This is a genomic window from Streptosporangium jomthongense (genome assembly GCF_042650425.1).
Classification (GTDB): Bacteria; Actinomycetota; Actinomycetes; order Streptosporangiales; family Streptosporangiaceae; genus Streptosporangium.
This window is the reverse complement of record NZ_JBHSBC010000010.1, coordinates 16,039-35,124: the sequence shown is the minus strand read 5'-3', so window position 1 is coordinate 35,124 and position 19,086 is coordinate 16,039. Positions and strand designations below refer to the sequence as shown.

General features: G+C 71.0%; 19 protein-coding genes. 9 read left to right on the top strand and 10 right to left on the bottom strand.

The genetic code is table 11. The features are described from left to right. Window positions 1-237 precede the first annotated feature (237 nt). A complete protein-coding gene (locus ACFOYY_RS11255; protein ID WP_386189692.1) occupies window positions 238-882 on the top strand; it encodes an NAD(P)-dependent oxidoreductase in 645 nt (214 codons plus the stop codon). A 107-nt stretch (window positions 883-989) separates the two neighbouring features. Here ACFOYY_RS11255 and ACFOYY_RS11250 read toward each other — a convergent pair whose 3' ends face one another. Together ACFOYY_RS11250 and ACFOYY_RS11245 are read right to left on the bottom strand one after the other, a co-directional pair. Continuing rightward, entirely contained in the window at window positions 990-1,355 is a 366-nt protein-coding gene (locus ACFOYY_RS11250; RefSeq protein WP_352015387.1) for a winged helix-turn-helix transcriptional regulator, read from the bottom strand. A 14-nt stretch (window positions 1,356-1,369) separates the two neighbouring features. Further along, complete coding sequence (locus ACFOYY_RS11245; RefSeq protein WP_352015388.1) at window positions 1,370-2,950, bottom strand: ADP-ribosyltransferase domain-containing protein; 1,581 nt, start codon at window positions 2,948-2,950, stop codon at window positions 1,370-1,372. Between the two features lie 181 nt (window positions 2,951-3,131). On the opposite strand from ACFOYY_RS11245, the gene ACFOYY_RS11240 reads away from it, so the two are divergent. Genes ACFOYY_RS11240 through ACFOYY_RS11230 form a run of 3 tightly spaced genes read left to right on the top strand, consistent with a single transcriptional unit; the run spans window position 3,132 to window position 5,854 of the window. Continuing rightward, complete coding sequence (locus ACFOYY_RS11240) at window positions 3,132-3,794, top strand: macro domain-containing protein (RefSeq protein ID WP_386189691.1); 663 nt, start codon at window positions 3,132-3,134, stop codon at window positions 3,792-3,794. Window positions 3,795-3,854: 60 nt separating this feature from the next. Further along, a complete protein-coding gene (locus ACFOYY_RS11235; protein ID WP_362784091.1) occupies window positions 3,855-4,703 on the top strand; it encodes a sulfotransferase family protein in 849 nt (282 codons plus the stop codon). Further along, window positions 4,700-5,854 carry a glycosyltransferase family 4 protein gene (locus tag ACFOYY_RS11230; RefSeq protein ID WP_386189690.1) on the top strand — a complete coding sequence of 385 codons (1,155 nt, stop codon included), beginning with the start codon at window positions 4,700-4,702 and terminating at the stop codon, window positions 5,852-5,854. Before ACFOYY_RS11235 ends, ACFOYY_RS11230 begins: the two co-directional genes overlap by 4 nt. 58 nt (window positions 5,855-5,912) lie before the next feature. Here the strand turns inward: ACFOYY_RS11230 and ACFOYY_RS11225 are convergent, their stop codons facing one another. Then, entirely contained in the window at window positions 5,913-6,365 is a 453-nt protein-coding gene (locus ACFOYY_RS11225) for a hypothetical protein (RefSeq protein ID WP_362784097.1), read from the bottom strand. 141 nt (window positions 6,366-6,506) lie between these two features. Next, window positions 6,507-6,701 (bottom strand): hypothetical protein, encoded by a 195-nt coding sequence (locus tag ACFOYY_RS11220; protein WP_352015393.1) that lies wholly within the window; start codon window positions 6,699-6,701, stop codon window positions 6,507-6,509. Between the two features lie 289 nt (window positions 6,702-6,990). On the opposite strand from ACFOYY_RS11220, the gene ACFOYY_RS11215 reads away from it, so the two are divergent. Together ACFOYY_RS11215 and ACFOYY_RS11210 are read left to right on the top strand one after the other, a co-directional pair. Further along, window positions 6,991-7,566 (top strand): hypothetical protein, encoded by a 576-nt coding sequence (locus ACFOYY_RS11215; RefSeq protein WP_352015394.1) that lies wholly within the window; start codon window positions 6,991-6,993, stop codon window positions 7,564-7,566. 188 nt (window positions 7,567-7,754) lie between these two features. Then, the gene (locus ACFOYY_RS11210) at window positions 7,755-8,057 is read left to right on the top strand and encodes a hypothetical protein (protein ID WP_362917840.1); all 303 of its coding nucleotides are present in this window, start codon (window positions 7,755-7,757) and stop codon (window positions 8,055-8,057) included. Window positions 8,058-8,167: 110 nt separating this feature from the next. Here ACFOYY_RS11210 and ACFOYY_RS11205 read toward each other — a convergent pair whose 3' ends face one another. From ACFOYY_RS11205 to ACFOYY_RS11190, 4 genes are all read right to left on the bottom strand, one after another. Continuing rightward, complete coding sequence (locus ACFOYY_RS11205; RefSeq protein ID WP_386189689.1) at window positions 8,168-8,806, bottom strand: HNH endonuclease family protein; 639 nt, start codon at window positions 8,804-8,806, stop codon at window positions 8,168-8,170. A gap of 41 nt (window positions 8,807-8,847) precedes the next feature. Next, the gene (locus ACFOYY_RS11200) at window positions 8,848-9,738 is read right to left on the bottom strand and encodes a TetR/AcrR family transcriptional regulator C-terminal domain-containing protein (RefSeq protein ID WP_386189688.1); all 891 of its coding nucleotides are present in this window, start codon (window positions 9,736-9,738) and stop codon (window positions 8,848-8,850) included. Between the two features lie 11 nt (window positions 9,739-9,749). Next, on the bottom strand, window positions 9,750-11,009 hold the full coding sequence (locus ACFOYY_RS11195) for a carotenoid oxygenase family protein (protein WP_386189687.1): 1,260 nt from the start codon (window positions 11,007-11,009) through the stop codon (window positions 9,750-9,752). Between the two features lie 366 nt (window positions 11,010-11,375). Then, window positions 11,376-12,389 (bottom strand): GNAT family N-acetyltransferase, encoded by a 1,014-nt coding sequence (locus ACFOYY_RS11190; protein ID WP_386189685.1) that lies wholly within the window; start codon window positions 12,387-12,389, stop codon window positions 11,376-11,378. 358 nt (window positions 12,390-12,747) lie between these two features. Here ACFOYY_RS11190 and ACFOYY_RS11185 point away from each other — a divergent pair, with 358 nt between their 5' ends. Next, on the top strand, window positions 12,748-13,800 hold the full coding sequence (locus tag ACFOYY_RS11185) for a tetratricopeptide repeat protein (RefSeq protein WP_386189683.1): 1,053 nt from the start codon (window positions 12,748-12,750) through the stop codon (window positions 13,798-13,800). A gap of 223 nt (window positions 13,801-14,023) precedes the next feature. On the opposite strand, the gene ACFOYY_RS11180 is transcribed toward ACFOYY_RS11185, so the two are convergent. Then, complete coding sequence (locus tag ACFOYY_RS11180) at window positions 14,024-14,752, bottom strand: helix-turn-helix transcriptional regulator (protein ID WP_386189682.1); 729 nt, start codon at window positions 14,750-14,752, stop codon at window positions 14,024-14,026. Window positions 14,753-15,007: 255 nt separating this feature from the next. Here ACFOYY_RS11180 and ACFOYY_RS11175 point away from each other — a divergent pair, with 255 nt between their 5' ends. Beyond that, on the top strand, window positions 15,008-16,846 hold the full coding sequence (locus ACFOYY_RS11175) for an SIP domain-containing protein (RefSeq protein WP_386189681.1): 1,839 nt from the start codon (window positions 15,008-15,010) through the stop codon (window positions 16,844-16,846). A gap of 77 nt (window positions 16,847-16,923) precedes the next feature. Here ACFOYY_RS11175 and ACFOYY_RS11170 read toward each other — a convergent pair whose 3' ends face one another. Continuing rightward, the gene (locus tag ACFOYY_RS11170) at window positions 16,924-17,661 is read right to left on the bottom strand and encodes a DJ-1/PfpI family protein (RefSeq protein ID WP_386189679.1); all 738 of its coding nucleotides are present in this window, start codon (window positions 17,659-17,661) and stop codon (window positions 16,924-16,926) included. Between the two features lie 72 nt (window positions 17,662-17,733). On the opposite strand from ACFOYY_RS11170, the gene ACFOYY_RS11165 reads away from it, so the two are divergent. Then, window positions 17,734-18,828: a GlxA family transcriptional regulator gene (locus ACFOYY_RS11165; protein WP_386189677.1), complete on the top strand. Its 1,095-nt coding sequence runs from the start codon at window positions 17,734-17,736 to the stop codon at window positions 18,826-18,828. The last annotated feature ends 258 nt before the right edge of the window (window positions 18,829-19,086 follow it).

Genomic DNA, 19,086 nt, shown 5'->3' with positions numbered 1-19,086 from the left:
CTCATCGTGACGACGATGGCGGCCGTGACGTAGAACCCGTCCGGACTGATCTGCGTCACGCCGTTGAGACGAACCTCCCGTACCACGGCCATGGCGGGTGCTCTCGACGCCGCCGGGGGCCGGTGAGCCGTCCGGGAGATGGGGGCCGGACGGCGGCCTTCCTATCGTTGCGGTAACCGAGGGGGGCGGGGTTAGCGTCTGGACACGTCCAGCGAGACCAGGCGAAAGGGATGTGCGATGAGCAGGATCGTGGTGTTCGGGGCCGGAGGCAACGCGGGCAGGAGGGTCGTCGCCGAGGCGGTTTCCCGGGGGCACGCGGTGACGGCGGTGGTGCGGGACCCCGGCAGGCACGAGGGGGTACGGGGTCACGGTGTCACACTCGTCGCGGGGGACGTGACCCGGGCGGAGGGCGTGGCGGCCGTGGCGGCCGGGCACGACGCCGTGATCTCCACGGTCTACCGGGCGGACGTGCCCGCGGACGAGTTCTACACCTCGGCCGCCGACGCGCTGGTCGCGGGTCTTTCCCGGGCGGGTGTGGAGCGGCTGGTCACGGTCGGGGTCGGCACCGCCCTTGAGGTGGCGCCCGGGGTGGCGATGCACGACACGCCGGACTTCCCCGAGGAGTACCGGCGTTTCTCCGTCGGGCACTCGTCGGAGATCGCGATCCTCGCCGGGAGCGGGCTGGACTGGGTCGTGGTGACCCCTCCCCCGGTCTTCCTCGACGCCCAGGCCGAGCGCACCGGGGTCTACCGCGCCGGAGGCGGCGCCGTACTGCCCGCCGAGGAGGGCGCCCCGGCGTTCTCCTACGCCGACCTCGCGGTCGCGCTCGTCGACGAGGCGACCGAGAGGCGGCACACCCGCGCGGTGGTCGCGGTCGCCTGACCGGAAAGCCCGAAGCGCCCGAAAACCCGAGAGCCCGAAGCGCCCGGAACCCCGGAACCCCGAAGGCCCGAAGGCCCGAAGGCCCGAAGGCCCGAAGGACGGGAGGGTCAGACGGCGGCGTCGTAGGCCTCGCGGGCCGCCTCAAGCTCCGTCAGGTGCTCCTCGGACCACCGGCACCAGGCGTCCATCGGCCCGAGCAGGGACCGTCCCAGGTCGGTCAGTTCGTACTCGACCCTGGGCGGGACGCCGGGGTAGGCGGTGCGGGTGACGAAGCCGTCACGCTCCATCGCCCGCAGCGACTCCGTGAGAACCTTCGGGGTGATGCCCCGCAGCGGGACCTGGAGTTCGGAGAAGCGCCGCCGCCCCGGCTCCAGACAGACCATGATCTTGAGCGCCCACTTGTTGTGCATCCTCATCGGCGGGACGATGTTCCGGCAGCCGGCGAACATGTCCGGATCAAGTGGTTCGCTCATGTCCGTCACACTACTCAGGCCACCATGCTCTGCTCGTCCAGCTCGGTCAGTTGCACGGTGCACAGCCCACCGCGTTCGGTCTTCACGTCGGTCACCTTGAGCTGCGTGCCGGGGGTGAGGATGAACTCCTCCTCGCCGGTGAACGCGGAGAACGCCCGGATGCCCACGGCCCGGGTGGGACGCACCTCGAAGAGCGTCCGCTTGCCCCGGCTGCCCAGGAAGCCCCTGGCGACGTCCAGCTCGGAGGTGCAGGAGGAGACGCCCCACCATGTCACCGTACGGCCGAGCGGATACTGGGCCCGCAGGTCGAGCGAGACGCCGCGCCACAGCGGTTGCCGGTGGGCCGGCAGGTTGGAGACGGCCGCGAACAGCAGGCGCAGGTACGGCAGGTAGGGGACGATCCGGGTGCGGTCGGGGTCGCGCAGGGTGGCGTTGATCCGCCGGTAGAAGTCCGACTCGCAGGTGTAGAGGTACAGCGCGGCGGCCTCCTCCGCGGACAGGACACCCGCCTTCCGCGCACCGAACTCGTGCGCCCGCCGTACGTGCCCGCCGAGGCCGGACAGCAGTCGTTCGACGGGCTCGACGGCCTTGAGGAAGTCCATGAGCGGGGTGTCGAAGACGCCGGTGATCGCGGGCAGGAGCAGGCCCTCGTCCTTGACGCTGGCGAGCCGCTCCAGATAGAGCTGGTGGAGTTCCATCGTCGAGGCGATGAACTCCCCCATGCGGCCGGCGGTCTCACCTCCGGCGGCCGTGTTCCACCCCTTGCTGGGCAGCCAGTCGATCTCGTCGGTGCCGAGTGCCCTGAGGGCGTTGTTCACCGCGCCGAAGTGGTCGCCGTCGCAGAAGATGTCGCCCTGGGCCGCCGGGTTGGGGTGGTCGATGTGCCAGACCGTGACCTCGGGATACTTCCTCTCCAGGCGCTGGACGATCGCCTTCAGGTTGCGGGCGTGCGCTCCCCACCAGGCGAAGACGATGCCGCGGTCCTCCTCGTCCTCGGCGTCCCGCTTGGCCTTGAGGATCTCCTCGACGATCGTCTCGACGACGGGCTTCCAGAACCCGGTGTGCCTGGCGGTGCCCATCGCCCCGTCGCCGCTGACGGTCAGGGCGGCGTTGAGCAGCAGCACGCCCTGGGTGAGCATCGCCTGGAACCACTCCGGCGGCTGTACGGTCTCGTGCTCCTTGAGCAGCGCGCGGATGTCGGCGATCGGTGTCTTCTTGGGGATGCCGTACTTCCACATGGCCGCCGCCTTGATGATGCAGCGGATGCTCACGACCTTGCCGAACTGGCTGTCGCTCCAGTCGTGGAAGGTGTTGTCGAACATGGCGATGCCGGTGGCGCTCTCGGCCCTGGGGTAGGGGTTCTGGCCGAAGACGACGACCTTCCACCTGTGCGGCGGGTTGGGCTTGAGGGCCTGGAAGGTCAGTTCCCGCACGGGCACGATCTGCGGGTCACGGTTGGGGCCGATGAACTGGTCGCGCCCGGGTTGCTGCTCGATGACCGGCTTCAGGAGCGGCAGCCAGTCCTCGCCCCCGGCGAAGAGCTCGGCCAGGGCCAGCGGGTCGTTCGGGTCGGGCGGGGTCTTGCCGTCACTCATCGTGAGCTCCTGGTCAGCGTGCCGTACGGACAACGGATGGGGCGGATCGGGGGGAATTGTGCCGTCTGGAAGCCCTGGGCGCGATCTCCGGGACGGCCTCACCAAGCATGATCCAAATTGTCAGTCCGGCAGGATATTTTCGGATATGTCGGAAAGAACCTCCTGCGACTGGAGCACATCCATGGCCGTCGAACACGTGAAGTCACCGCTCAGGGTCGTGCTGACGGACGTCAACACCGAGGTGGTGCAGTCGTGGCTGGCGGCGTTCGCCGACACCCCCGAGATCGACATCACCAGGGGGTCGATCCTCGACCAGAACGTCGACGCCTGGGTCACCCCGACCAACTCCAAGGGCCGGATGGACGGCGGAGTGGACGCGGTCATCAAGCGGCACCTCGGGGCGGGCATCCAGCTCTGGGTCCAGCGGGCGATCAAGGACGAGTTCGGCGGGACGCTCCCGGTCGGCAGCGCCGTGTGCGTGCGCTCCGGGGCGGTCACCCCGAAGTTCCTCATCTCGACGCCGACGATGACCCGCTCGGCGCAGGACGTGAGCGAGACGCTGAACGTCGCACTGGCGTGCGCCGCCGCCTTCCAGGCCGTCCACATGCACAACAGGAACGAGCCCGGCGCCATCACCTCGGTCGCGCTGGTCGGCATGGGCGCGGCCACCGGCCAGGTCCCCGCCCGGGTCTGCGCCAACCTGATGTGGACCGGCTACACCCTGTTCAACGACCACTCCTTCCAGGACTACGACGACCTGCGCGAGACGGTCGTCAAGCAGCTCGACGGCATCGACGAACGCCCCGAGGAGCGGGTACGGATCGTCCCGCCCGGACGCCGCTGACGCCGAGGTGCCGGGCCGTACACAGAGAAATGCCAGGAAGGCTGGGTAACGTGCCTCGCCATGAACTGGCAGCGCACGGTCAGCAAGGCCCTGGTCAGGGTCACCGGATTCCAGCTCAACCGGGTGAGGGACGCCCCTGAGGAGGAGCGGGAGCCGATACGGCCTCCCGCCGACCCGGTGACCGACCGGCTGCTGACCGCGCCGATCTTCGTCCTGTCCCCCGTCAGGTCGGGCTCCACGCTGCTGCGGGCGCTGCTCAACGCCCACTCCATGCTGCACGCCCCGCACGAGCTGCACGTTCGCAGGCTGAGCGTGGACTTCGGCACCTCACTGTCGAAGCGGGCGATGGAGGCCCTCGGCCACAACGGCGCCGACCTGGAACACCTGCTGTGGGACCGGGTCCTGCACCGGGAACTGGTCCGCAGCGGCAAGTCCTTCATCGTCGACAAGACACCCGCCAACGCCTTCGCCTTCGAACGCATCGCCACCTGCTGGCCCGACGCCCGCTTCGTCTTCCTGCTGCGGCACCCGGCCTCCATCGCGAAGTCCTGGCACGAGGCCGGCCCCGAGCGCCGTACGCCGCAGGAGGCCGCGCTCGACGCCCTGCGCTACATGAAGGCCGTGCAGCGGGCGCGGCGGGCGCTCGACGGCCTGACCGTGCGCTACGAGGACCTGACCGAGAACCCGAGGCGGGAGACCCGGCGTCTGTGCGACTTCCTCGGCGTCCCCTGGGAGACCGGGATGCTCGAATACGGGGAGCAGGAGGTGCTCCAGAAGGGCCTCGGCGACTGGAAGGACAAGATCCGCTCGGGAAGCGTGCAGCCGGGGCGTGCCCTCCCGGCCCCCGACGAGGTCCCCGAGGCGCTGCGCCCGATGGCCGTCACCTGGGACTACCTGGCGGCCCCGTGAGAGTCCGCTACCTGCTCCTGCACGCCTACGGGATGGGCGGCACGATCCGCACCGTGGTCAACCAGGCCAACGCGATGGCGCGGGCCGGGCACGAGGTGGAGATCGTCAGCGTCGTACGGCGCCGCGACGCCCCCCGCTTCCCCATCGACCCCCGGGTGCCGGTCACCGTCCTGGCCGACCAGCGCGCCGGGATACCCCAGGACTCACTGGGCCGCAGGGCCTGGCGGAGGGTCCGCGGGAAGGTCGTGCCGCCCGGCGAGTTCGCGGCGGCCTACTTCACCGAACGGGTCGAGAGGGCCGTCGCCGACTACGTCTCCTCCCTGCGGGACGGCGTCCTGGTGACCACCCGTCCCGCGCTGAACCTCATCTCCGCCCGCCGTACCCCCAGGAGTGTGGTCCGGGTCGCGCAGGAGCACATCAACCTGGCCACCCACCCGGAGACCGTCCGGCGGCAGATCGCCCGCCACTACGGCAGGCTGGACGCGGTCGCGACGCTCACCGGGACCGACCGCGCCGACTACCAGGCGCTGCTGCCGGACACCCCGGTCGTGCGGATCCCCAACGCGATCCACCCCCTCGACCGGGCGCCGTCCCGGCAGGACGACCGCCTGGTGGTGGCCGCCGGGCGGCTCGTCCCGCAGAAGGGCTTCGACCTGCTCGTCCCGGCCTTCGCCCAGGTCGTACGGCACCGCCCCGACTGGCGGCTGCGCCTGTACGGCACCGGCCAGGGGAAGGCCGCGTTGCGCGCGCTCGTCAAGGAGCACCGGGTCGGCGACAACGTCACCCTGATGGGACGCAGCGACCGCCTCGACCGGGAGCTGGCCCAGGCGTCGGTCTACGCGCTCAGCTCCCGCTTCGAGGGACTTCCGATGGTGATGATCGAGGCCATGGCCCACGCCCTGCCGGTCGTCGCCTTCGACTGCCCGACCGGCCCGCGCGACGTCCTCACCGACGAGGTCGACGGGCTGCTCGTACCTCCGGGGGACGTGGACGCCCTGGCCGGGGGGCTGCTGCGGCTGATCGGCGACCGCGAGCTACGGCTGCGGATGGGGGCCGCGGCCGTACGGACCTCCCGGGACTACTCCCCGGAGGTCGTGACGCCGATGTGGGAGCGGCTGTTCGCCGAACTCCTGGGCCCCGCCCGGCACTGAGCCCGGCTTTCCCGCGTCCGGGCCGTACCCGGAGCACGGGGCCGTCACCACGGGCAGGTCACACGCCTCCCCGGTCGTTCAGTTTCACCGCCATCTCGCGGGCGAACTGGCCGAGCCGTTCCTTGGGCAGGGCGCCGCACAACTCGTTCAGCAGCGCCGTCACGACCGAAAGCTCCGCCCTGTCCAGCAGCGCGAGCCGTTCCCCGGTGCCGTTCTTCTCGATCCAGGCGCGCAGCTGAGCCTCGTGGTCGTCCCGGGAGATCGGTCTGCCGTCGGCGCCACGGGCCATGGAGGTGACCGGCGGGGCCACGTTGCGGTCGTACAGCCCGGCCCGGCGCCCCGCCCGGAGATACCAGGCCGCCTCCGTCGCGGCCCGTTCGCGTTCGCCGTCGGTCAGCTCCTCCCACGCCGGGTGGGACGTCCCCTCGTTGAGGAGTCTGTGGCGTGTCGCGGCGAGCTTCTCGGCGTGCCCGCGTTCGGTGTCGTCGGCGTAGTGGAAGGCGATGGGCATGCTGGTCCTCTCCGCCAGGAAAACCTGGCACCGGTCCTGGCGCAGCAGGGGCGCGGTTCTCCGCCCAGCATCCCAGAGGATTCGGCGGACACGGAACCGCGGTGTCCACGGGCCGGACTCCGGCGGCTCATCGGCCTGTGGTCACACCTCCGCCGTCTGGTCGTCGGCCCAGAAGTCGAACAGCTCGTCGGCGCTCAACTCGTCGAAGGGACGGTCGGGAGGAACCCGTCCGGTCACCAGGACCCACGTCGTCACCAGCAGCGCCAGCAGCCGGTCGTCCTCGGGGTCCCGGCCGGGGGTGCGCACGAAGGTATGGGAGATGTCTACGCGCGACATGGACTCGCCTCCATGAGGGGTAGGCGGGAGGGTTCCCCCAACCCTCCGCCCCCCGAAGCCCGGCCGCCACCACTCCAAACGTCTCCGGACGGATCCGGAAAGCTCCTCCTCCATATCAGGCGGCCGTCGTTCCACAGCCGGCTGACTCCTTCCACGGTCTCCGAACCCGCGAAGAATCCACGTTTCCCGCACCCTCGCGCACTGGATCCCACGAACAGGCTTCGTAGATCATGAAGGGTCGGAATCCGCACCGGTTGGAGTCACTGTGGCCCTGAAAGAACGGTCTTCGATGAGTTCGATCGGCGCGCCGGGGTTTCCCCTGATCGGTTCGCTGGCGGTCGTCGCCCTTCTGCTCCTGTACGGGGCGAGCTACCCCGGCGGTGTCTCCCTCTGGGTGCTTCCCGTTCTCCTGGTGGCCCTCGTGCTCGGAGTGATCTGGTTCGGCCGCCTCGTCGCCAGGCTTCTCAACCCGGTGACCCGGCCGGACGTCAGGCGGAACCTGCCGCGCTGGGCGGCGCCGCCGGCCATCGGGCTCCTGGTCCTCGCCCTGGTCATGGCGGGGGAGCCGGCGAAATCCAGGTTCGCCCTGTCCGAGCAGGCCTTCGAAAGGGTCGCCCGGTCGGCGGTGGCGGGGGACGCCGACTGGAAGACGAGGTCCGGAACGCTGGGGTCGTTCGACATCTCCTGGGCTGAACGGCATGGAAACACCGTGCGCTTCGCGCTGGCCGGTGGCGGCGACGTCATCCACGCCCACGGCCTCATATGGAGCCCGTACGGGGAACCCCCGTTGCCGGAAGAGGAGGAATACGAACCCCATGTCGAGCACTACTACGGCCCCTGGTATCTCTGGGTCGAGTCCTTCTAGCTTCTTCATGCTCGGCGTGTAGCCCCGTGGTCCGGCCTGCGGGGAATTCGGTGCCGACGGGTTTGTTCGGCCCCGCGACGCCGATGGGAGAAATCCACATAGAACCGCTGAGTTATTACCGTCGACACGTTCGGTGCGGCTGTATACCGTCCGAAGGGAAACGCCAGATACGCGCATGAGGGAGGACCATGAAACCGATCGGGCTCGTCCTCGGCGCCGTGGTGGTCCTGGCCGTTCCGTTGCTGGGAACTCCCCCCGCGCACGCCGACGGCTCCTTCGACTGCTGGTTCGGACAGCGGCAGCAGGAGCAGGGCGGCTACGCGCTGGACGCGTGGAGCTGCGACGGCACCGGCTACGTCGACTTCACGGTCACCGTCAGATCCGGGGCAGCGGCGGGCACCTACCACTGCGGCTGGGGTTTCCCCTGGAACGGCACCCTGGGCGCCCACTCCTGCTCGATCACCGGGAGCGGAGCGAAAGAGGCGTCGTGAGAACGGCCCGGCCTTCCACCGCGGCCACGTGACCGACGCCCGCCTGGGCCCCGGCGCGCCCCTCCGCCGAAACGACGCCTGACCACTGGAGGCCGCCGGGAAGGCCGGCGTCAGCAGGTGCGGAGCATGTTGAGCAGGGCCGCCTTCTCCTTGCGGGTCACGAAGAGCCGGTAGTGGTGTTTCACGGTGATCCACGAGGTCGCGTACCGGCACCAGTGGGCACGGCGTTGCGGGCGCCAGCCCTGCGGACCCCGCCCGCCCTTGGCGATGTTGGCGGAGTGGCTGACGGTGAGCAGCTCGGGGCGGACGAGGTCGTTGGCGAACGCGCGCCGCTTGGCCTGACTCCACCGTTTGGCGCCCGAGCGCCACGCGTAGGCGAGCGGCACCACGTGATCGACGTCCGCCTGCTTCTCACTCCTGAGCCGTTTGCCGTCGTACGGGCTGTACCAGAGTCCCTTGACCGGACGGCAGGCCGCGTCACGCCGTACGTGCCACCCGTCGCGGGCCAGAACCGTTTCCCGCGTGTCGCATCTTCCCGAGCGGCGTTCCCAGGGTTGGAACCGCTCGCGGCTGTAGCCGCGGATGCTCAGGGGCCTGGCGACCTTGAGCCGGGCCAGCATGTGCCGGGCGAGGGCCGCGCTCGCGGCCTGTGACTGCTTACGTGGTTCCGCTTCCGCCTGTGGGGTGGTGAGGGGAATGAGCGTGAGGGTCAGTACGGCGACGAGGACTGCCCGCCTCGGAAAAATCATGACTTTCCCCATACCCACCAAGATCCGGCTATGTCGACCGGTCACCGGCGGGTCTCCCGGGGGGCGATGACGGTGGTCAGGCCGTCGAGCAGGCGTTCGAGGCCGAAGGCGAACAGCGATTCCAGGTCGAGCTCCGTGCCCGGCTCCGCGACCTGGGCGACCAGCGGCCCGTCGGCGGACAGCTTGGCCCTGCCCCACTGTTTGCTGGTCATCCCCGTGTCCAGCTCGGCGGCTGCCTCGCTCTCGATGTTGATCGCCGTCCCGCGCACGTAGTTGACCACCGTGGCGTAGATGTGCAGCCGGGTGTCCGGGTCCAGGCCGAGGCCGTCGAGGGCGCGCAGGGTCCACAGTCCGTACGCCAGCTGCCCCGGCGGCGTCACCGGCCGGGTGATGGACACCAGCCGCGGCAACCAGGGATGACGCTGGTAGGCCGCCCATTGCAGCCGCGCGGCCACCCGCAGGTGGGAACGCCATCCCGGCGGCGGCTCCGGATATTCGATCTCGGCGAACGCGGCGTCGGCGATCAGCTGGGTGAGCTCGGTCTTGCCCTCCAGATGCCGGTAGAGGGCCATGGTGGCGACCCCGAGGTCGGCCGCCACCGCCCGCATGGACAACGCGGCCAAGCCGTCGGCGTCGGCGATCTCCATGGCCACGCGGACGACGTGGCCACGTTCGAGGCCTCCGGCCGAACGCGAGGGCAGTCTCCGGCCTGCGACCACGGCGCCGACCCGCGACGTCGACTCGATGGCGCCCGCCTGCTTGAGCGCGGCGAGCGCCTTGCTGGCCGTCGCCATCGCGACCCCCCACTCGCGCATGATCGCCCGGGTGGTGGGGACCGGGTCACCCGGCCGCAGCTCTCCGTCGGCGATGCGCCGCTCAAGGTCGGCGACGATCCGGAGGTACGGCGGCTGCGGAGCGCTCACATCGGCCATGCTGCCACGCCTCAGCGGTCAGGCATCCAGTTGCCGTGCAGGCCGAGCGGCACCCTGACGGGGAGGTGGACACGCGCGACGGGCTCGCCGGTGAAGTCCTGGGCCGAGAGGATCACCAGGTCGCTCGCGTTCCGGAGGGGATCGTGCACGTACGTGAGCAGGTATCCCTCGTCCTCGCCTTGCCCCGCGGCGGCGAACACCGCCTCCCCGACCGCCTCGTCCTTGCCGAACCCGTGCACCTCGGTCGTCCCCCGTTCCAGGTCATGCTTGACCAGGGCGTTGGTGAAGGCGTCGTCCGGTGGCATGCCCTCGGGGGCGAACGGGATCCCGTACAGGGCGGTCGCGGCCGAGTAGCCGTAGCGGTACGGACGGGTGGCGCGCGCCTGGTTCACCCGCGGGAAGTCCTGCGGCCGGTCGTCGACACGCCGCCGGTGGAGCCCGTCCGGCGTGATCGTCCAGCGGTCCAGCGTGGGCCGGATCGCCCCGGGGTCGGCGGGATCGAACGGCCCCTCGGCCGTGACCAGGTCGACCACGATCGAGTCGCCGTCGTCGTAGGCGTTGAGCGTGTGGCTGACGTGGACCGGGTCGATGTCCAGCCACCGTACGTCGCCGCCCGTCCGCGGCATGACGCCCACCCGCGTCGGGTGCTCCGGCAGCCACCGGCAGTCGAACCCGTCGAAGCCCAGCGGCGTGTCCCACACCACCACGTGGTTCTCGGTGAGCGCGAAGTCGTGCATGAACGGTGTCCGCGTCATGGGGATGCCGGTGGTCTGGACGACGGTCCCCCCGGCGTCGGTCACGATGTGCTGGACGAAGTCGCGGCCCACCATGTACGACAGCGAGTGCAGCTCGCCGGTGAGCGGGTCGTGCTTGGCGTGCGCCCCCGCCGTGAATCCTTCCGCGGTCCCCCCCAGCTCGCACACGCCCACGGTGTTCAGCTCCTCGTCCAGTTCGGCGGGCGGCAGGCCGCCCTCCGCCATGGCGAAGGTGCGCCGGGCGTGCTCGATCACGTGCACCATGGGGGCGAAACCCGGTGCGCGCACGAAACGGTTGCGGTACCACTCGGCCCGGCCGTCACGCAGCCGCACCCCGTGCACCATGCCCTGGCCCATGCCCCAGATGTGCACGACGGGGTCTTCGACGCCCAGCGGGTTGGGCCCGTTGCGAAGGTAGCGGCCGTTGAGCTCGGCCGGGACGCGTCCGGTGACAGGCAGGTCGTAGGCGGTGACTTCCTCGGCGGCGGGCGCGAAGGGCCCTTCCAGGTACTTCATGTGGACACCGTACGCAGGAGTACGACCATCCCTTTTGCAACAGCGGAAAGAGCCGCATTCTGCACTAGTGCAACGAGTGGGGCGCCCTTCGACGGCGACGGTTTCTCCGCCACCGCGGTTGACGAGAGCTGTGCCAGGGCCGACGTGACACGTGGCGCGTTCCACCACCACTCCAGCAACAAGGAACACATCTTCGCGAGGTCTACGCCATCTCAATGACCGTACGGCAGGCGTTCCTGGCCCGGCAGGACCCGTGGGACGGGATGGCGGCGGGCGGTGAGACGTCTTCCTGCCCCCGCCTCAGCCGAGCGCGCCGGTGCCCGGCACCGAACCGGGACGACCGTGGGCGACGCCTGACCGGCCTTCTCATCGGCGCGCACCGTCCGCGAGGGGCAGTTCCACCAGGAGTCGCTCGTGCACCGTGTGGTAGCCCACCGTCCGGTTCACCGCGATCATCGGCAGGTTCCGCTGGTTGACGGTCGTGCCGACGGTCCGCACGCACGGGAAGCGTTCGTGCAGCAGCAGGGTGTGCCGGGCCTTCGTCCAGCGGGCCAGGCCACGCCGCCGGTGCTGGGGAAGCACCACCGTGTCGTGCTGTGCCGCGTCCCGAGCGTCGTCCCCCGCCACGGTGATCACCGTCGCGGCGACGACCTGGCCGGTGTCGCGCCACAGCGCCGCGTGCACCATCACATGCTCGCCACCGGCGGCCAGCTGCGCCTCCCAGGCGCGCACCGCCTCCCGATCCCACCCCTGCCGGGACGCCATCTGCAGCGCGGCGCCCGGCGCGTCCAGCACGTGGCCCATGGCCTGACCGAAGGCGAGAACCAGCGGCTCGGGAACCGGGCCGTGCCAGTACACCGGCCGGTATCGGGCGGGGTCCGGGCAGGCGGCGAGATCACGGCAGCGGCGCAGCACCGTCTCGTCGAGCGACTGTTCCTGACGCTCAAGGCGCAACAGTTCCCGCGCTCCGCGCCAGGTGTGGGCGAACGCCTCCCCCGGTTCCCCGGCCGGCGCCGTCGCCTGGATCCGCTCCAGTCCGGCCCGGCGGGCGTCCTCCGCGATCCGGGTCAGCAGGGCGGAACCCACACCGGCACGCCGGGCCGACGGGGCCACGAACAGGCGGAGGAAGCCGACGCGTGGGTCGCGCGACTGTGGCCGGAGTTCGGCCACGCCGACGACCGGCCGGGCGTCGTCGCCCCGGGCGACCCAGCGCGGTACGGCGGGCGCCTCCTCGGCGAGCAGCCGTCCGGCCAGCGCGGTCACGGAGGGCGAGTCTCCGGAGGCCTCCCGCTGCCCGTCGCCGAACACCTCGCACCAGGCGGTGAGATCGACCTCGGTCGCGTGGCGTGGCACGAGGGACTCCACGGTCGCAGAGGTCATTCCGACACTGTGACATGCCTTTTTCGCGGGACGCCAGAGGACTTCCGCGGAGACCGGTGTCTGGAGCGGATCACCTGTCACGGCGGGGCGGGTGACGGAAGAATGGGGTTGGGCTCGTTGTTCTTCGGGCTTTCCAGGAGCTACGAGGGCATCCGATTTCGTCCGGACCTATCCGGAGTCATCCGGATCGTTTCGACCTTGTTCTGTCTCATCCGGGTGTGCCTGACCAGGTCAACCCCCGATCGGCCCCGGACGAGGCGGGATATGGGATCTCCCCCTGCTTGACCCTCGGTTGATGCCAATATGACTCCAACTACTACCCGTAGATCACAGATCACTCATTTTCCGGCTGGGGGCGATGGCTCACTCACACCACGTCGCGACGCTACGCGCCTTCATCGCGCAGCTCAACGAGCTGCGTGAGCTGGCCGGTTCCCCCACGCTGTCCGAGCTGCGCAGGCTCTCACGGCCGTCGGGGAAGACCCCGGGCCTGGCGAGAGAGCTGACCGAGAGCACCACCCACGACATCCTCAGCGGGAAACGCAAGCGTGTCCCCGGCTGGCCGTGGGTGTCCTCCTTCGTGAGCGCCTGCACGACGGCCGCCGAGCTGACCGGGCTCGACGTGAGCGCCCTGGGAGATACGGACGCCTGGCACCGGCGTTGGCGCGCCGCCCATCTCGGCACCCCCACCGTCCAGGAACCCGCGCCGGCCGAGACGGCTCCGGCGTCTCCGGCGTCCTCGCCGTTCACCCGGCCCGCCGTACGGCCTCAGGAGCAGTCCGGGCCTCAGGAGGCCCCCCGCAGGACGCGGCAGCGGTCCACCGCCCCGAGCGAGCCCCCGCTGCCCGAGGCCACCCAGCACCTCCTGCAGGTCTACGGCAGGACCGGTGCCCGGCTACTGCACCACAGCGACGTCGGCAACGGCGACGACTGCATGCGCCTGGCCGTCATCGCCCTGCTGAAGGGCTGGCCCGAGGAGGGGCGCCAGTGGCTGCGCCAGGCCGGTGACGCCGGGCACGCCGACGCGCCCGCGCTGTTCAACGACCCGCAGCAGTCGCGGGCCGCCGCCGAGCTGGCCTACCGGTACGGCCGCCACTACCAGCGGGCGGGGCCGGAGCAGCTCAGTGTCGCGATGTTCTTCTACCGCCTGGCCGGCAACCACGGTCAGGCGGACGCGGCCTACCGGCTGGCGATGATCCACCAGAGCAAGGGAGAAGACTGGGCCGCGGCCAGCTGGTTCAACCGCGCCGCCTCGAACGGCCACCCCAAGGCCGCCAGGAAGTTCGACGGCGCCTCCGAGCAGCTCACCCAGCCCCCGTGGAACACCGACGGCGCGCTGCCCATCGGACTGATCGAGGCCCCGGCTCCCGTTGAGCCGCCGGCCGGTGACTCTCCCGCCGACCACGGCTGAGGCCCGGCCGTACGGCGTGCCCGGAAGCGGCCGGGGACGGACGGGGTGGGGTTGGCGTGCGGCGGCGGCCATGGTCCCGTCCCTTCCTCGGGTGGGCCCGGTTCCTCCTCCAGCACCGCGCCCACCGATGACGTGTCTATCAGTGATCAGCCGGTCACCTCAGGTGAATTGACAACTTCCGGGACCGGACCGCCATTGGGACGGTTCCATCGCGACTCCCCCTTCAGGCCGATTTCCTCGCGTACGCCCCCGGCGTCTGCCCGAAATGCCGTCGGAACGCCATGATGTAGCCGTTCACGCTGCTGAAGCCGACCATGGCGGCCACCGCGCCGACCAGGTGGCCGCGCTGGAGCAGGTCGAGGGAGTGGTTGAGCCGCAGCCTGGTCCGCCACTCGGAGAAGGCCAGGCCCGTCTCGGCCCGGAACGCCCGGCGCAGGCTCGTCGAGCTCGTGTGCAGGCTCAGCGCCCACTCGGTGACCGTGCGCGGATCGTCGGGCCTGCGGCCCAGTTCCCTGGCGACGGTCGCGGCCAGCGGGCTGCTCGGCTGCGGCAGGGGGAGGCTCGCCCGCGTCGCCGCCGACAGGGAGGCGAACGCGAACGCGTCGTCGGAGAGCACGGACCTGCGGGTCCTGCTCAGCAACAGCCTGCGCTGCGCGTCGGTGACGTTCACCCCGGTGACCTCGGTGTACGGCAGGCGGTACCGCTCGGCGTCGAACGACTCGGAGACGATCATCGAGTCCTCGCCGAACCTGGCGCTGTGCGTGATCCCCGCCGGGATCCACAGGGCGACCGACGCCGACAGGCGGTGTTCCCTGCCCTGCGCGGTCACCGTGATCCACCCGAGCGGGACGAACAGGAACTGGTGGTAGGTGTGCGCGTGCGGCGGATGCCCCCAGTCCGCGACGAACTCGTCGTCCGCCATGGTCTCCGGCCCAGATACCTCTCCGATCACGGTCCGACCTCCTGACGGTCAGGGGCACGTGACCCCTGAGTGTGAGCGGCCGCCCTCCACGTTGGATCGACCCAAATAAGGTAAGGGTAACCTAAGTAGCCATTTATCAGCTTAAGAAGCAGGGGTACGGCCGCCGTGAGCGCCTGAATGGCACGGACGGACACACGGTTTGGCCGCCCGGTTGGATTTGTTTCGCCCTGTTCGTCCTATGGTCAGTTTCCTGAGCCCGTCGCCCTCTACCAAGGAGCAGCGCAGATGCCCACCCGCAATCCCCGTGCGGCCGTCACCTTTCCCATCGTGCTGAGAGAGCTGACCGTTCTGCGTGTCTCGGACGTCACGCCGGGAATGCGGCGGGTCACCTTCGGCGGCGAGCAGTTGCGGGCCTTCACCCGAGACGGGCTCGACCTGCCCGAGCTGCGTTCCGAGGGCTTCGACGACCACGTGAAGTTCTTCTTCGGCGTCGGGGACGAGCCGCCCGTGCTGCCCGCGCAGAACGTCAGCAGCCTCGACTGGCCGGTCGACGAACGGCCGCTCGCCAAGGACTACACCCCGCGCCGCTTCGACCCCGAGGCCGGTGAGATCGACTTCGACTTCGTACGGCACGAAGGCGGCGTGGCCTCGTCGTGGGCCGACCAGGCGGCCCCCGGACAGGTCGCCTGGATCGCCGGGCCGAAGATGTCCCACGGCCACCCGGAGGGCGCCGACTGGCTCCTGGTCGTCGGCGACGAGACCGCGCTGCCCGCCATCGGCCGCTGGCTTGAGGAGATGCCCGAGGGCACCAGGGCCAAGGTCCTCATCGAGATCGGCGACCCCTCCCACCGGCAGGAGCTGCCGACCAGGGCCGAAGCCGACGTCGTCTGGCTGTCGCGGGACGGCGCCCCCGCCGGGACGACCGATCTGCTCGCGCGCGCCGTACGGGAGCTGGAGTGGCTGCCCGGGACCGTGTTCGTCTGGGCGGCCGGAGAGGCGGGTGCCCTCAAGGAGGTACGGCGGCACCTCGTCACCGAACGGGAGGTGCCCCGCGAGTGGATGCACCTCACCGGCTACTGGCGCTACACCGCGCCCTCCCCCGCCGCCGAGGCGCACGAGGAGGAGGACGACGACGCCCACGAGCGGCTGCACACGATGACCGACCTGGCGCCCGGCTTCGCCGTCAGGGCCGCGATCACGCTCGGCCTGGTCGACCTGGTCCACTCCGAGGTGCGTGACCTGCCCGAGCTGGCCCGGCGTTCCGCCACGGACCCGGAGACCCTCGGCGTGCTGATGTCCTACCTGGTGTCGATCGAGGTGTTCGCACGTGACGAGGACGGCGGCTACCGGCTCACCCCCATCAGCGACGAGCTGATCGAGGACGACCACTCGGCGGAGGAGTATCACCTCGACGGGGCTCATGCCGCCCTCGACCTCTCGCTGTCCGGGCTGGTGCACACGCTCCGCACCGGCCGGAGCGGTTACCGCACCGCGGCGGGACAGACGCTGGGCGTCGCCGTACGGACCGACGAGACGCTGGGGGGCTCCGCCCGTTCCATCGTCGAGGAGACCGCGCTGTGGGTCGTGCCCGGCGTCGTCGGCGCCTACGACTGGGAGAAGGTGAGCTCGCTGACCGCGGCGGGCAGCGGGACGGGCAGCGTCGTCAACGCCCTGGTCAAGGCCTTCCCCACGCTGAAGGTGCGGATCGCGGCCATGCCGTCGGCGCTGGGTGTGCTCAGGGAGAGCGTGCTCGACACCGACGTCCTGCCGAAGGTCGAGCTGGTCGCCTCCGCGAGCGCGGTGCCGCCCGGCGGGGACGGCACCTACCTGCTGGCGCACCTGCTGACCTGGCTGCCCGACGGCGACGCCGTACAGGTGCTCACCGAGACCGCGAACGGCCTGCCCGACGGCGCCGACCTGGTCATGGTCGAGCCGTGCATGCCGGACGACTTCCACGACGCCGAGGACATGCTCTACCACCTGCGGCTCAAGTGCGCCTTCGGCTCCGGGCTGCGTCCCGCCGAGCGGATCGAGGGGCTCGCCGCCCAGGCCGGGCTGCGCGTCAGGTTCTCCAGGAACATCGGCTGGGACCACCGGCTGTGGGTGTTGGAGGCCGCGCGCTGAAGTCCGCTCGTGGTCCCGAACCTGCCGTCCACCGGGCCGGGCGCGTGTCCGAGGCCGCGCGCTGAGGTCTGTCCGGGTCAGTCTCGGCCGGTCCGGTAGACGGCGCCCCGGCGTTCGTACTCCAGGACCCGTTCGACGTTGAGGGAGACGTCGATGCCGTGACCGCGCTGGACGAGCCACAGGGCCAGTTCGAGGCCGCTGGTGACCCCTGCCGAGGTGACGAGGTCGCCGTCGTCCACCACCCGGGCGTCGACGACCTTGCCGCCCTGCTCGGCCAGTTTGTCCTTGCTCATGTGGTGGGTCGTGCAGGGCCGTCCCCTGACCAGGCCCGCCGCCCCCAGCAGCAGGGCGCCGACGCAGACCGACGCCATGACAGGGCGCGTACGGCGGGCGGCCCGCAGGGCGGCGGGGATCACCCCCCGCTTGATCTCCCTGGCCACGCCCGGCCGGTCGGGGTCGCGCGCGTAGCCGCCCGGCACCAGGATCACGTCCGCGTTCTCCGGCTGCCAGGGGGCGGTGACCTGGATCCTGGTGCCGCAGCTCGCGACGATCGTTCTCGGCCCGTCGCAGGTGACGAGTGTCGTCTCGATGGGCGCGCCGAACTTGCTCGCGATGTCCAGTGTCTCCAGCGGGGCGGCGAAGTCCAGCTCCTCGACGCCGTCGAAGAGGACGATGTGCACCCGCCGCAGGGACGACCCCGGCGTCGTGGTCGTCGCCGTGGTCGTCGCTGTGGCCGTACCGGTGCTCACCGCGGTCGGCAGGAGCGCGCCGGTGGTGACGGCGGCGGCGCTCTGGAGAAGGGTTCTGCGTTCCATGAGCCACGAGTCTGCGGTCGGCGGCCGGGACGGACCAGTGGCGTGAGTGCCGTGGTGCGCTAGGTTCTGGCCGTGTCCACCCCCGTGCCCATCGGCGTGTCCGCTCCCGTGCCCGACGCCGTGTCCGGTGGTGCGTCCGCCCGTGTGTCCGGTGGCGCGTCCGAGGCGGTGTCCGCCCCTGTGCACACCGTCGCCGTGCTGGCGCTGCCCGGGGTCGTGGCGTTCGACCTGGGTGTGCCCTGCCAGGTGTTCGCCAGCGCGTACTCGCCCGGCGGGACGCCGCTCTACCGGGTCCTGGTCTGCGGCCCCGGTGAGGTGACGGCCACCGCCGTGGGCGTCGCGTGTTTCCGGCTCAGCCCGGGGCACCCGCTCGCGGACGCCGCCTCCGCCGACACCGTCGTGGTGCCCGGCCTGACGCGGGGCGCGCCCGAGGTGACGCCCGAGGTGCTCGACGTCCTCCGTACGGCGGCGCGGCGTGGTGCCCGTGTCCTGTCCATCTGCACCGGCGCGTTCGTGCTCGCCGCCGCCGGGCTGCTCGACGGGCGCAGGGCCACCACGCACTGGCGGATGACCGGGGAGCTGGCCCGCGCCTACCCGCTGGTCGAGGTCGAGGCGAAGGCCCTGTACGTCGACACCGGGCAGATCCTCACCTCGGCGGGTGTCGCGGCCGGGCTCGACCTGTGCGTGCACGTGGTGCTGAACGACCACGGGCCCGCGGTCGCCGCGAACGTCGCCAGGGGCGTCGTGATGGCCCCGGAGCGCGAGGGCGGGCAGGCCCAGTTCGTCCGCCACCCGTCGCCCGCACCCGGCGGGGCCGATCTGGGGCCGACGCTGCGCTGGGCGCGCGAGCACATGCACCTGCCGCTGACGCTCGCCGACATCGCCCGCCAGGCGAACACCAGCGTCCGCAACCTCAACCGCCGCTTCCAGGACCAGGTGGGGACGACGCCGCTGCGGTGGCTGCTGCGGGCCCGGGTCGACCGGGCGCGGGAACTGCTGGAGAGCACGAACCTGCCGGTCGAGCGGGTCGCCGAGCGCTGCGGCTTCGGCTCGCCCGCGTCCTTCCGCGCCCGCTTCGCCCAACGCGCCGGGGTCAGCCCCAGCGCCTACCGCGCCGCCTTCCGCTTCCGGGAGAACGCCCGGGGAAACATCCAGGACGCCCCCTGAACGTCCGGGAGCCGCGTGAGGAACGTCTCGGGGGTCGGACGAGGGGGTGTTCGGGCGCCAGGGGACGTGTCCCAGGGGTGGGCGGGGGACGCCCAGGACGTCCGAGACGGCTGAAGGGCGTCCCGGGGAACACCGCCAGGCGCACGAGGGACGTTCAGGACATCCGGGAGCCGTACGGGGACGTCCCGGGGGTCGGATGAGAGGGCGTTCAGGACGCCGGAGGCCCGTCCCAGGGAGCGAACCAGGGGGCGTTCAGGA